General features: G+C 65.0%; 13 protein-coding genes. 9 read left to right on the top strand and 4 right to left on the bottom strand.

Going from position 1 to position 12,833, the window contains the following annotated elements; all coding sequences use genetic code 11:
- Positions 1-186 precede the first annotated feature (186 nt).
- Positions 187-669 carry a (2Fe-2S)-binding protein gene (locus XH87_RS16540; protein ID WP_035701369.1) on the top strand — a complete coding sequence of 161 codons (483 nt, stop codon included), beginning with the start codon at positions 187-189 and terminating at the stop codon, positions 667-669.
- Positions 669-4,199 (top strand): molybdopterin cofactor-binding domain-containing protein, encoded by a 3,531-nt coding sequence (locus XH87_RS16535; protein WP_271588095.1) that lies wholly within the window; start codon positions 669-671, stop codon positions 4,197-4,199. The genes XH87_RS16540 and XH87_RS16535 overlap by 1 nt, the downstream gene beginning before the upstream one ends.
- Position 4,200: 1 nt before the next feature.
- Here the strand turns inward: XH87_RS16535 and XH87_RS16530 are convergent, their stop codons facing one another.
- Entirely contained in the window at positions 4,201-5,169 is a 969-nt protein-coding gene (locus XH87_RS16530; RefSeq protein WP_271588094.1) for a catechol 2,3-dioxygenase, read from the bottom strand.
- A gap of 431 nt (positions 5,170-5,600) precedes the next feature.
- Between XH87_RS16530 and XH87_RS16525 the strand changes: the two genes are divergently transcribed.
- The 3 genes from XH87_RS16525 (at position 5,601) to XH87_RS16515 (ending at position 8,650) form a co-directional block, all read left to right on the top strand.
- Positions 5,601-7,340, top strand: a complete 1,740-nt coding sequence (locus XH87_RS16525; RefSeq protein WP_035701417.1) for an ATP-binding protein — start codon at positions 5,601-5,603, stop codon at positions 7,338-7,340.
- Between the two features lie 223 nt (positions 7,341-7,563).
- Complete coding sequence (locus tag XH87_RS16520; RefSeq protein WP_271588093.1) at positions 7,564-8,142, top strand: peroxidase-related enzyme; 579 nt, start codon at positions 7,564-7,566, stop codon at positions 8,140-8,142.
- A 10-nt stretch (positions 8,143-8,152) separates the two neighbouring features.
- Positions 8,153-8,650 (top strand): MgtC/SapB family protein, encoded by a 498-nt coding sequence (locus XH87_RS16515; RefSeq protein ID WP_158670598.1) that lies wholly within the window; start codon positions 8,153-8,155, stop codon positions 8,648-8,650.
- A gap of 72 nt (positions 8,651-8,722) precedes the next feature.
- Here the strand turns inward: XH87_RS16515 and XH87_RS16510 are convergent, their stop codons facing one another.
- The 3 genes from XH87_RS16510 to XH87_RS16500 form a co-directional block, all read right to left on the bottom strand.
- The gene (locus XH87_RS16510; protein ID WP_271588092.1) at positions 8,723-8,890 is read right to left on the bottom strand and encodes a hypothetical protein; all 168 of its coding nucleotides are present in this window, start codon (positions 8,888-8,890) and stop codon (positions 8,723-8,725) included.
- Positions 8,891-9,040: 150 nt separating this feature from the next.
- A complete protein-coding gene (locus XH87_RS16505; protein WP_193374091.1) occupies positions 9,041-9,184 on the bottom strand; it encodes a hypothetical protein in 144 nt (47 codons plus the stop codon).
- A 138-nt stretch (positions 9,185-9,322) separates the two neighbouring features.
- Positions 9,323-9,946: a ParB-like protein gene (locus XH87_RS16500; RefSeq protein ID WP_035701380.1), complete on the bottom strand. Its 624-nt coding sequence runs from the start codon at positions 9,944-9,946 to the stop codon at positions 9,323-9,325.
- A 321-nt stretch (positions 9,947-10,267) separates the two neighbouring features.
- On the opposite strand from XH87_RS16500, the gene XH87_RS16495 reads away from it, so the two are divergent.
- The 4 genes from XH87_RS16495 (at position 10,268) to XH87_RS16480 (ending at position 12,816) form a co-directional block, all read left to right on the top strand.
- A complete protein-coding gene (locus tag XH87_RS16495; protein ID WP_271588091.1) occupies positions 10,268-10,612 on the top strand; it encodes a hypothetical protein in 345 nt (114 codons plus the stop codon).
- 233 nt (positions 10,613-10,845) lie between these two features.
- Positions 10,846-11,133 (top strand): acyl carrier protein, encoded by a 288-nt coding sequence (locus XH87_RS16490; RefSeq protein ID WP_007592476.1) that lies wholly within the window; start codon positions 10,846-10,848, stop codon positions 11,131-11,133.
- 10 nt (positions 11,134-11,143) lie between these two features.
- Positions 11,144-11,614 carry a 3-hydroxyacyl-ACP dehydratase FabZ family protein gene (locus tag XH87_RS16485; protein ID WP_035701385.1) on the top strand — a complete coding sequence of 157 codons (471 nt, stop codon included), beginning with the start codon at positions 11,144-11,146 and terminating at the stop codon, positions 11,612-11,614.
- A complete protein-coding gene (locus XH87_RS16480; RefSeq protein ID WP_271588090.1) occupies positions 11,611-12,816 on the top strand; it encodes a beta-ketoacyl-ACP synthase in 1,206 nt (401 codons plus the stop codon). Before XH87_RS16485 ends, XH87_RS16480 begins: the two co-directional genes overlap by 4 nt.
- Positions 12,817-12,833: the final 17 nt, after the last annotated feature.

Here is a 12,833-nt window from a genome sequence, read left to right as displayed (position 1 = left end):
GGTCCCCCGCGGCTGTCAAGCGGCGGTGCGGCGCAAAAGATGCGACTGCCGCATAAAACCTCATCTGCCTATCGGCTCTGTCCACAAAGAAGGCAATCGCGCTGCAGTGCGGCATGCACGGCTTGCACGTTTGTGTACAAACGGTATCGTCGCGGCGTAGAGTTTTACGCGGGCTTGGGAACGAGGATGACGCAGACACCGATCCGCCTCACCGTGAACGGCAGGATCCACGAAGTCACGGCAGAACGCCAGACGCCGCTGCTCTATGTGCTGCGCAACGATCTCGCGCTCAACGGTCCGAAATATGGTTGCGGCCTCGGCGAATGCGGCACCTGTACTGTCCTGATCGACGGCGCCGCGGCGCGCTCCTGCGTCATTCCGGTGAGCGGCTGCGCCGGCCGCGACATCGTGACGCTCGAAGGTCTCGGCACCCGCGACAAGCCCGACGTCGTGCAACAGGCCTTCATCGACGAGCAGGCTGCTCAGTGCGGCTACTGTCTCAACGGCATGGTCATGACCACCAAGGCGCTGCTCGCGATCAATCCGCGGCCGACCGAACAGGAGGCGCTGGCGGCTTTGCGGTACAATCTCTGCCGCTGCGGCACGCATGTCGAAATCCTGCGGGCGGTGATGCGCGCATCCGGCCAGCTCACTGAGGCGGCCGATTGATGGCCTCCCCTGTTTCGAACGGAGCTGAGCAGCCATCGGGTTCGCTCGTCGTCGTCCGCTCGGTCGACGAGGTCACGTCCGAGACCTTCGTCCGCATCACCGCGGACGGCTCGGTCACGGCCTACAACGGCCATGTCGATCTCGGCACCGGCATCCGCACCGCCCTCGGCCAGATCGTCGCCGAAGAGCTCGATGTCTCCTTTGCGCGCGTCGTGGTCGTGCTCGGCGACACGTCGGTGGTGCCGAACCAGGGCGCGACGATCGCCAGCGAAACCATCCAGATCACCGCCGTGCCCTTGCGGAAGGCCGCAGCGCAGGCGCGACACTTCCTGATCGCGCGCGCGGCCGAGCGGCTGGAGCTGCCGGCCTCGGAGTTGAGGATCGAGGACGGCCTCGTGCGCGGGCACGACAACCGCAGCGCCAGCTATGGCGAGCTGATCGGCGGCGAGACGATTCGTCTCGAGCTTGCCGATGACGTCGCAGTGAAGCCTGTCGGCGACTACACGATCGTCGGCCAATCCGTGCCGCGCGTCGATCTGCCGGCCAAGGCCACGGGCGAGCTGACCTTCGTCCACGACATTCGTTTGCCCGGCATGCTGCACGGCCGCGTGGTGCGGCCGCCCTACGCCGGCGTCGATGCCGGACCGTTCGTCGGCACCAGCCTGCTCGCGGTCAATGAATCCTCGGTGCGCGACATTCCCGGCCTGATCGCGGTGGTGCGCATCGGCGATTTCGTCGGCGTTGTCGCCGAGCGCGAGGAGAATGCGATCCGCGCGGCGGAGCAGCTCAAGGTGAGCTGGAAGCCGACACCCACCCTGACCGACCTTGCCGATGTCGAGACGGCACTGCGGGCCAATCCGTCGACGCCGCGCACGCTGATCGACAAGGGCGAGGTCGACAAGGCGATATCAGGCGCGGCCAGGCCGATGCAGCGCACGTACGTGTGGCCGTATCAGATGCACGCCTCGATCGGCCCGTCCTGTGCGGTCGCCGATTATCAGGACGGCAATATCCGGGTCTGGTCAGGCACGCAGAATCCGCACGTGCTGCGCAGCGACCTTGCGCTTCTGATCGAACGTTTCGAGAGCGAGATCGAGGTGATCCGGCTCGAAGCCGCAGGCTGCTACGGCCGCAACTGCGCCGACGACGTCACCGCCGACGCGCTGCTGCTGTCGCGCGCGGTCGGCCGGCCCGTCCGCGTGCAATTGACACGCGAGCAGGAGCACGCCTGGGAACCCAAGGGCACCGCCCAGCTCATCGACGTCAATGGCGGGCTCAATGCCGACGGCGGCATTGCCGGTTACGATCTCGCCACGCGCTACCCCTCGAACGCCGCCCCGACGCTGGCACTCCTGCTGACCGGCCGCATTTCGCCCGATCCCGCCGTGCTTCAGATGGGCGACCGCACCGCGATCCCGCCCTACGACTACGACCACATGCGCGTCGTCGCCCACGATATGCCCCCGATCGTGCGCGCCTCATGGTTCCGCGGCGTCTCTGCGCTGCCGAACACCTTCGCGCATGAATCCTACATCGACGAGGCCGCGACCGAGGCCGGCGTCGATCCGATCGAGTACCGGCTGCGCTATCTCAAAGACCAGCGCGCGATTGATCTCGTCAGTGCAGTGGCCGAACGCGCGGGCTGGCGGCCGCGGCCGGTCCGCGAAGAGAAAGACGGCGAGATCGTGCACGGGCGCGGCTTTGCCTACGCTCTTTACGTCCACAGCAAGTTTCCCGGCTATGGCGCGGCGTGGTCGGCCTGGGTCGCCGATGTCGCCGTGAACAAGTCGACGGGCGATGTCAGCGTGACGCGCGTCGTCGCGGGCCAGGACTCCGGCCTGATGATCAATCCGGACGGCGTGCGCCACCAGATCCATGGCAACGTCATCCAGTCCACCAGCCGCGCGCTGATGGAGGAGGTCTCGTTCGAGCGCGGCGCGGTGGCGGCGCTCGAATGGGGCGCCTATCCGATCATTCCCTTCCCCGGCGTGCCCAAGATCGACGTCCTGATGCTGCCGCGCCAGGACCAGCCGCCGCTCGGCGTCGGCGAATCCGCCTCGGTGCCGAGCGCGGCGGCGATCGCGAATGCGATTTTCGATGCCACCGGCGTGCGCTTTCGCGAGCCGCCGTTCACGCCTGAGCGAATCCTGAAAGGGCTGCACGGCGATGCGGCGGCCACGCCGCAGGCCCTGCCAGCGCCCGCCGCCCCGACGCCGTCCCCCATCTGGCAGAGCCCGTTCGTCAAACGCGCCGGCATCTTCGCGACATTCGCGGCCGTCTGCACCGCAGCAATCGGCATCGGCGCAGCGCTGCTCCCGGCGCGCGCGATCGCGCCCATCGCGCGACCCGACGCATCGGTCTATTCCGCAGCAACGATCGCCCGCGGCCAGCAGCTGGCGGCGCTCGGCAATTGCGCGGAATGCCACACCTCGATCGGCGGCGCGCTCAATGCGGGCGGCCGTGCGCTGCAAACGCCGTTCGGCACGATCTACTCGACCAACATCACCCCCGATGTCGAGACCGGCATCGGCGCCTGGTCCTACCCCGCCTTCGAGCGCGCGATGCGCGACGGGCTGCATCGCGACGGACGGCAGCTCTATCCTGCCTTCCCCTACACGCATTTTTCAAAGACCAGCGAGGCCGACCTGCAGGCGCTCTATGCCTACTTGATGGCACAGCCTGCAGTGCGCGCGACACAGCCCGCCAACACGCTCGCCTTCCCGTTCAATCTGCGCCCGCTGCTCGCCGGATGGAACGCACTGTTCCACCAGACGCGCGAGTTCAAGCGCGATCCCGGCAAGTCCGAGCTTTGGAATCGCGGCGCTTATCTGGTCGAAGGTCTCGGCCATTGCAGTGCCTGCCATTCGCCGCGCAATGCGCTCGGGGCCGAGCCGCGTGAGGCCTATCTCGCCGGCGGCTTTGCCGAGGGCTGGGAGGCGCCCGCGCTGACGTCGCGGTCCCGCGCGCCGATCCCGTGGAGCGAGGACGAATTCTTTGCCTACTTGCGCACCGGCCATTCGCGCTATCACGGCGTCGCGGCCGGCCCGATGGCACCTGTTGTCAGGGACCTCAAAGCTCTACCGGATCAGGACATCCGCGCGATGGCGCTCTATCTCAACTCCTTCAACGACGCCGCGCCCGACTGGCAGGCGCAGGATGCGCTCGCCACCAGGCTCGAGAACGCGACCCAGGTCACCGTCGCCTCATCCACCGGTGCGCGCCTCTACCAGGGCGCCTGCGCCGTCTGCCACGAGGTCGGCGGCCTGCCGCTGTTCGGCAGCCGGCCTTCGCTCGCGCTCAACAGCAACCTGCACAGCGCAACGGCGGACAATCTCGTGCAAATCATCCTGCACGGCATCGCCGAGCCCGTCTCCAGTGACCTCGGCTATATGCCCGCGTTCAGGAACAGCATGAGCGATGCCCAGGTCGAGGGGCTCGTCACGTTCCTGCGCACGCAGTTCGCACCCGACAAGCCCGCCTGGACCAACGTGCGCGAGACCATCGCACGCGTGCGATCGTCGACGCCCTAGATCAAGCGTGCTTCTTGATCTCCACCGGCGGCGTGCCGTGGGTGTGGAAGGACTCGATCGTCTTCAGGCCCCAGGCCTGGCCCTTCTTGCGCTCCTCCTCGGTCCACACGATCGGCTTCCAGTCGGGCGCGAGGATGAGGCGCGCGCCGGCATTGGCGACCTCGACGCGGTTGCCGCCGGGCTCGTAGACGTAGAGGAAGAAAGTCTGCTGGATCGCGTGCTTGTGCGGGCCGGTCTCGATGTGGACGTCGTTCTCCAGAAAGATGTCGGCGGCGCGCAGAATCTCCTCGCGGCTGTCGAGTGCGTAGGTCACGTGGTGGAAGCGGCCCGGCACGCCGGAATGGTCGAGCGAGTAGGCGAAGTCGTAGCTCTTGTTCGACATCGTCAGCCACATCGCCGCTTCGCGACCGTCATTGAGCACGATCTGCTCGGTGAGACGACAGCCGAGATAGGTCTCGAAGAACTCGCGGTTGGCCTTGATGTCGACGGCAAGGCAGTTGAGATGGTCGAGCCGGCGGACGTTGACGCCGCGGGCCGGAAAGCGCTGCGCCTGGTTCTTCAGCGCGGGCTTGAGCTCGGGCGGCGCCTGATACCACTCGGTCTCGTAATACAGCTCGACGATGTGTCCGTCGGGATCGCGGCAGCGGAAGGTCGGCCCCTGCCCCATGTCACCGTCGATCCAGCCGATGTCGAAGCCGGAGCCCTTCAGCGCGGCCACGCGGCGCTCCAGCGCCTGCTGGCTGCGCGCGCGCAGCGCCATGTGCTCCATGCCCGAGGTCTTCGACGCCGTGAGCTTGAGCGAATAGCGCTCGTAATCGTCCCAGCCGCGCAAATAGACCGACTCGCCCTTCTGTCCGCTGACGGTCATGCCCATGACGTCGACGAAGAATTTCAGGCTCTCGTCGGGCTTCGGCGTCAGCAACTCCATATGGCCGAGATGAGCGAGATCGAGGATCGGTTCGGGCTGCATGTTTTCCTCCAGGGATGTCGCTGCGATCCGCCTCATCTGGCGGTGCGTTTGGTCGCAGGGGGCAACGATGCACGCCTCGCACGACGCCGACGGCAATGATTTCGTTTGTACTAATGTACAAATGATTAGGTCCCGTCAACAAATCAAGCCGCCGCGTCCGCTGCAATGGCGGCGCGGCCGGAACCGGCGATCTTCCAAAAGGGCAGCAGCTCGACTGAATGGTAAAATCTTCCTTAAAGCTGACCCGGCGCATCGGCCTGGAAAAGCAGCAGTTTCCCGGTGATTCCGCCCACAAGTATGCATGGAACAAACCTGTTGGCCGAATTGTCGCGGATTTAACAGAGCGGGCGCGCCCGGCGTTTAACCCTTTGTCCAGCGACGGCCGCGCATAGTCCGGAGCAAATCTCTTGCTCTTGCCGGGTTCATCGATCGTGACATCCTTTGGACGCGTGATTTCGGTACGCGGGTCGCTCGCCCGGGTGGGGCTTCTGGCGACCAGCCAGATGCCGATCTCGGAAGTTCGGGCGACCGTCGGCCGTTTCGTCAGCATTCGCTGCGCCAGCTCGGTCATCGTTGCGATGATCACCGAGGTCTCCTGCGAGAATCTGTCGAGTCCCGACAACTACATCGCCATCGCCTCGGTCGACCTGCTCGGCGAAATCCTCAATGCCGCGGACAAGGCCAAATTCCAGCGCGGCGTCACCAATTATCCGACCATCGGCGATGCCGTCGACCTGATCACCAGTCAGGAGCTGCGCACGATCTACGCGCCGACCGGGTCGGACCAGATCAATGTCGGCTTTCTCCAGCAGGACCGCTCGGTCGTCGCCTATGTCGACGTCGAGGAAATGCTGTCCAAGCACTTCGCGGTGCTGGGATCGACCGGCGTCGGCAAATCGACCGGCGTCTCGCTCCTGCTCAACGAGATCCTGAAGGCGCGGCCGAACCTTCGCATCTTCCTGCTCGACGTCCACAACGAATATGGCCGCTGCTTCGGCGACCGCGCGCTGGTGCTCAACCCGCGTAACCTGAAGCTGCCGTTCTGGCTGTTCAACTTCGAGGAAATCGTCGACGTGCTGTTCGGGGGCCGCGCGGGCGTGCCCGAGGAGCTCGACATCCTGGCCGAGGTGATCCCGCTCGCCAAGGGCGCCTATACCCAGTACCAGAACGCCGACCGCATCGGCCTCAAGCGCATCGATCCCAAGCAGATCGGCTACACCGTCGACACGCCGGTGCCCTATCGCCTGGTCGACCTGCTGTCGCTGATCGACGAGCGCATGGGCAAGCTCGAGAACCGTTCCTCGCGCATCATCTATCACAAGCTGATCTCGCGCATCGAGGCCGTGCGCAACGACCCGCGCTACACCTTCATGTTCGACAACGCCAATGTCGGTGGCGACACCATGGCCGAGGTGATCAGCCATCTGTTCCGCCTGCCGGCGAACGGCAAGCCGATGACGGTGATGCAACTCGCCGGCTTCCCGGCCGAAGTCATCGATTCCGTCGTCTCGGTGCTCTGCCGCATGGCCTTCGATTTCGGCCTGTGGAGCGACGGCGTCTCGCCGCTGCTGTTCGTCTGCGAGGAGGCGCATCGCTATGCCTCCGCCGACCGCAACATCGGCTTCGGGCCGACCCGCAAGGCAGTGTCGCGCATCGCCAAGGAAGGGCGCAAATACGGCGTCTATCTCGGCCTCATCACCCAGCGTCCGGCCGAACTCGACGCCACCATCATCTCCCAGTGCAACACGCTGTTCACGATGCGTCTCGCCAACGACCGCGACCAGGCGCTGCTGCGCGCCGCGGTGTCGGACGCGGCCGCGAACCTGCTCTCCTTCGTGCCGTCGCTCGGCACGCGCGAAGTGCTGGCCTTCGGCGAAGGCGTCGCACTGCCGACGCGCCTGCGCTTCAAGGAGGTGCCGCCGCACCAATTGCCTCGCGGCGAGGCCACCATCTCCAGCGTGCCGTCCGTCACCTCCGGCCACGACATGCATTTCGTCAGTGCCGTGCTCGAGCGCTGGCGCGGCGCCACCTCGCAGCGCGACGTGCCGAACGACCCCGTGTTCTCGGCACCGCCGGCGAAGATGATGTCCAGCGTCGAAGCCCCGATGCTGCAACCATCGATGGGACTTGATCCGGACCGCTTCTCGCTGTTGAAGAAGCCGCTGCGGTAAGGGACGGACACCGCCTCCTCGAATTCCGCTGTCATGCCTCGGCTTGACCGGGGCATCCAGTACGCTGCAGCTCCTCGGCTCAATCACTAACGCCTCTGGAATGCTGGATCGCCGATTAAATCGGGCGATGACAGCAAGTGTGTGGCACGCGCCTCCATCGTCTCACGTTGAGCCCGCCACCCGCATCGACTATGGTTGCCGGCCCCAAGCCGGAACCATGCCCATGACAAAAGCAGAGCAACGCTTCCCCGCACCCGCCCTCGACACGCTGCCCGACGACATCCGCACGCGGCTTCTCGCCGTGCAGGAGAAGAGCGGCTTCGTGCCGAACGTGTTCCTGACGCTGGCCTATCGTCCCGACGAGTTCCGCGCCTTCTTCGCCTATCACGACGCGCTGATGGAGAAGGACGGCGGCCTCACCAAGGCCGAGCGCGAGATGATCGTGGTGGCGACGTCGGCGGCGAACCAGTGCCAATATTGCGTGATCGCCCACGGCGCGATCCTGCGCATCCGCGCCAAGAACCCGCTGATTGCCGATCAGGTCGCCGTTAACTACCGCAAGGCCGACATCACGCCACGGCAGAAGGCGATGCTCGACTTCGCGATGAAGGTCTCGACTGACGCGCAGCGGATTTCCGAGGACGATTTCGGTGCGCTCCAACCGTACGGCTTCAGCGACGACGACATCTGGGACATCGCCGCGATCGCCGCCTTCTTCGCACTGTCGAACCGGCTGGCGAATTTCACCGGCATGCGCCCGAACGAAGAGTTCTACCTGATGGGACGACTGCCGAAGAGGTGATGGGCAAGACATGACCGAGCTGGACTGGCCCGAAATACTGCTTCGCCTCGGCGCAGCGACGCTCGCCGGCGGCGCGATCGGCCTGAACCGCGACCTGCACGGCAAGCCGATCGGGCTGAAGACACTCGGCATCGTCGGGCTCTCTACCGCAACCGTCGTGCTGCTCGCAGTCCAGTTCGCCGAGCCCGACAAGATGACCGACGCGGCGAGCCGTGTGATCCAGGGCATCCTGACCGGCATCGGCTTTCTCGGTGCCGGAGTCATCGTCCACGAGAGCGACCGCTTTCGCGTACGGGGCCTGACCAGCGCGGCCTGCACCTTTCTCGCCGCCTGTCTCGGCATTGCCTGCGGCGCCGGACAATGGAAGATCGTCCTGGTCGCACTGGCCTTCGCCTTCGTTCTGCTCACGATCGGCCGCCGCGTCGAGCGCTGGCTGCATCGCGCACTCGGCGGCAGAGAGGATCCGCACCGGCCAGGGACCCCGCCGCCTGCGGGTTCCCCGAGGTAGCGGCTGGAACCGAAGCCGCCGGCCCCAAAGCGGCCTCAGCAGTGCGAGCGCCGTGAGCACCGCGCTGAGCGCTCACGTCTTCCGCCGCAGGCTCCAGAGACTTCCAATGCCCAGGATAGCGGTCACGAGCAGGATCGCAACGAAGGTCTGGATGATCGTGAAGTTCAGGGCATCGCGCGTAACAAACAGCGCGGTGACTGCGCCGGCGATGATGAAGAGAATGCGAAAGATAAGGCTCATGACAATGTCTCCAGGTCCGCATGACATGGAGCCGACCTGACCTCTCGGGACGGGGCGCGATAACGGTCCGGCGATCATGCAACCGGACCATAGCCGCCGGCTGTCGCCGCGAACTTGCGGAAGATCAAGCGTGTCCGGGCCGCAAAGCCGCTAGCGCTTCGCCATCAACTCGAGCGCCGGAGCAAAGCGCTCGGCAAATGTCAACGTCCTGGCGTGGTGAACCGCGGCAAACGATGCCGAGATCCCTGCTGAGACGACGGCGAGCAAGGCAACGACAAAAACCAGACGGCGCATTCCGGCCTCCTGTGTAAGCTCGATACCCCGAGAAATGGGGTGGCCCTGTTTCAGGACCGCTTCATGGAGATAGGAAAGTGACTTCGCTCAAGCGACCGTGATGTGCTCCGGTTGGTGGTGCCGCAGTCGCCACGGCCCCTAATCGTCGTCCGCCGGACCGCACCAGCCGGGCAGATAGATGGCATTCTTGCTTCTGGCCGCGGCCATCGCCTTCTCGAGCGCCTCATCGAAGTCGGCCTCCACCGCCTTGCGCGAGACCTGTCGACGCAGGAAGTCGGCCCACAGAAATTCGGAGAACGGAGTGATATCCTTGGCGAATCCGCCCATGCGGCGCAATTCGCCGGCAAGACTGCGGAACGGGTCATCCTTGAGGTCGGCGACCGATTTCGGCAGATCGCGGAACGACCGCCGCTCGCCCTTGGCGTCGTAAGGATAGACCCAGCGCTTGTTGTCCATCACGCCCCAGAAGGCCTCGCGCTCGACCATCCTGAGGTCGCCGACGATGGTCACCAGCACCTCCTTGACGCCTTCATCGTGCAGCGCGCGGCCGAGATGATGATGGTCGATCACGTAATAGCGCGAGTCAGGGCCGTAGACGACGGGGATCATGTGCTTGCCGAGCAGATCAGCCTGCTTCTTCTTGTCGTGCTCGCGCCAGCGCTTGCGCTTCTCCCTGACCTCACGCATGCCGACCGTCATCTGCGTCGGCCGGAGCGACAGGATCGGGACAGGATGCACTCGCGGCTCGCGCGTATTGGTCATGATCGAAAGGTCCTCACATGGTTGCAGCTGATGGTCCGGGTTCCCGCGACTATGCCATGGGCCCTGGGGTGACAAAATGCGTTTGGAAAGGACGCGGTGATCACAACTCGATATCGACGGGAACGAAGCGGCGAACTCCGCGGTGTTGTTATGCCCGTCGTTGCTGCTGCTCGACCCGCGCGCCACCGCCACGACGGCTCCACACCGCCCCATGCACAAATAGTGCAAACGCACAAATGCACGCGAGCATTGAGAAGATTTTCTGCAACGTGGTCGTCGCGTATGCTATCTAAATCGCTGCTTCGGAGTGATCCCCGCCCCATGAACAACCAGCGGCCCATAAGCTCTGATGACGAGCACCGGGTGCTCCAGTTCAGGCCGCGTACCTCGCCGCCTTCCCCGGCGGTCCAGCGCGGCAGCGGCACCGTGCAGCCGTTGCACGAGGCGCCCGAACGGCTGGACCTGTCGCGCTATGAGCAGCCCCGCTCCGAACCCGACAATTTCCGCCAGCGCATGCTTGCCAACATCGCGGCGCTGGCCTTCACCATCGCGCTGACCGCGATCGGTATCTGGCTTGCGGTCAACATCGCCGACCTGCGCCGGACCCAGGATTGCGTGCTGATGGGCCGCCGCGACTGCGTCAAGATCACGACGCCGCACATTTAGGACCGGCCCGGCGCTGGCCCCTCGGCGGAAGAGTCCCAGCCTGCATCCCCAACCCTGTCCTTTACTGTCCCCTTGGCCTGCCCGGCTCCATTGAACTCAGGGCGGCGCTCCGATATACGGGCTTTCGACCCGGCCAGAGGGGGGTTTGAGGGCGTCATTCGGGGCGCGATGCCCACCCACCATGCCACTCTGGACAATCTGACAGATACCCGCAATATATCAAAGGCTTAGTGATGTCTTCCACATTCGATCAGGTCGCCACGATCATCGCTGAAACCTGCGACATCCCGCGCGACACGATCACGCCGGATAGCCATGCCATCGATGACCTCGGCATCGACAGCCTCGATTTTCTGGACATCGCGTTCGCGATCGACAAGCAGTTCGGCATCAAGCTGCCGCTGGAGAAGTGGACTCAAGAGGTCAACGACGGCAAAGCGACCACCGAGCAGTATTTCGTGCTGAAGAACCTGTGCGCCCGCATCGACGAACTGGTTGCGGCCAAGGGCGCGAGCGCCTAAGGGCGCAGTCATGCAACTCGAATACTTCCACATGATCGATCGCATCGTCGACCTCAAGGTCGACGAGAAGACGATCGTCGTCGAAGCGCAAGTCCCGAAGGAAAGCACCATCTTCGAGGGGCATTTCCCGGGCTATCCCTTGATGCCCGGCGTGCTCCTGATCGAATCGATGGCGCAGGCCTCGGGCTGGCTTCAGCTTGGCGTGTTCAAGTTCGAACGCATGCCGATCCTGGCCGCCGTGAAGGAGGCCAAGGTCCGCGGCTCGGTCTTCCCCGGCGATCTCATGAGCATCGAGGCGCGCCTCACCCATGAAGGCTCGGGCTATGCAATGACCGAAGCCAAGATCAGAGTCGGCGGCAAGCTGCGCGCGAATTCGGCGCTTACCTTCACGCTGATCCCCTTCCCCAATGCGGACATGCGCTCCCACATGGACGCGATCGCCAAGCGCGTCGGTTTTCCGCAACAGGCCGTATCGCCATGATTGACACTCCTGCTTCGAAGCCGGGCCAGACGGAAGTCTGGATCACCGGCATTGGGTTGGCCACCTCGCTCGGCGAGGGCCTGGACGCCAACTGGGCCGCGCTTCAGGAGAAGCGCATCAATGTCGACGAGAAGGGCTTTGCGCCCTACATCGTGCATCCGCTGATGCCTGTCAGCTTCGACAGCCAGATCCCGAAGAAGGGCGACCAGCGCCAGATGGAAGCCTGGCAGCGCATCGGGACCTATGCCGCCGGTCTCGCGCTCGATTCCGCCGGGATCAAGGGCAACAAGGACATCCTGTCGAAGATCGACATGGTGGTCGCCGCCGGCGGCGGAGAGCGCGATCTCAACGTCGACAGCGGCGTGCTGACGGCCGAGGCCAAGGGCGCCAACGCTCCCGGCTTCCTCAACGAGCGGTTGATGAGCGATCTCAGGCCGACGCTGTTCCTGGCCCAGCTCTCCAACCTGCTCGCCGGCAACATCGCCATCGTGCACGGCCTGGGGGGCACTTCGCGCACCTTCATGGGCGAAGAGGTCGCCGGCGCCGATGCCGCCCGCATTGCGCTTGCGCGCATCGCCTCGGGCGAGAGCGACATCGCGCTGGTCGGCGGCTCGCACAATGGCGAGCGCAAGGACTTGCTGGTCCTCTATGAATTCGGCGACTTCAACCTCAAGAACAAGTTCGCTCCCGTGTGGGCGCGCAAGGAGCACGCCGGCTTCGCGCTCGGCTCCGCCGGCGCCTTCCTGGTGCTGGAATCGAAGGCGCATGCGGAAGCGCGCGGCGCGAAGCCGTTCGCAAAATTGTCGAGCGTCGTCGCAGACCTCGCCAAACGCAAGCGGCCCGGCGACATGGCCGCGACGCTGGAGAAGCTGTGGGCCAAACTGCCGAAGCGCGAGGGCAAGGGCGCCATCATCACCGGAGCGACCGGTGCGGAGCCCGCGACCTCGGAAGAGCGCGGCTTCCTGAAGAGCCATGCCGACTTTCCGGTGCGCTCGACCGGCACGGTGTTCGGCCACGCCATGGAGACGCAATTCCCGCTCGGAATTGCGCTCGCTGCGCTGTCGATCTCGCGTGGTGCGCTGTTCCCGCCGAACGATTCGACCGGGACCGAGATTGAAATGGAGGGGGCGCCCACCCAGATTGTGGTGGTGGGAGCTGGACACTGGCGCGGCGAAGGCATGGCGCTGGTCGAGGCAGTTTAGTTAGCTCAAGCGGGGAT

Origin of the sequence: Bradyrhizobium sp. CCBAU 53415 (assembly GCF_028128735.1) — a bacterium.
Classification (GTDB): Bacteria; Pseudomonadota; Alphaproteobacteria; order Rhizobiales; family Xanthobacteraceae; genus Bradyrhizobium.
The sequence above is the reverse complement of the archived record's forward strand: the minus strand, read 5'-3'. Positions and strand labels throughout refer to the sequence as shown.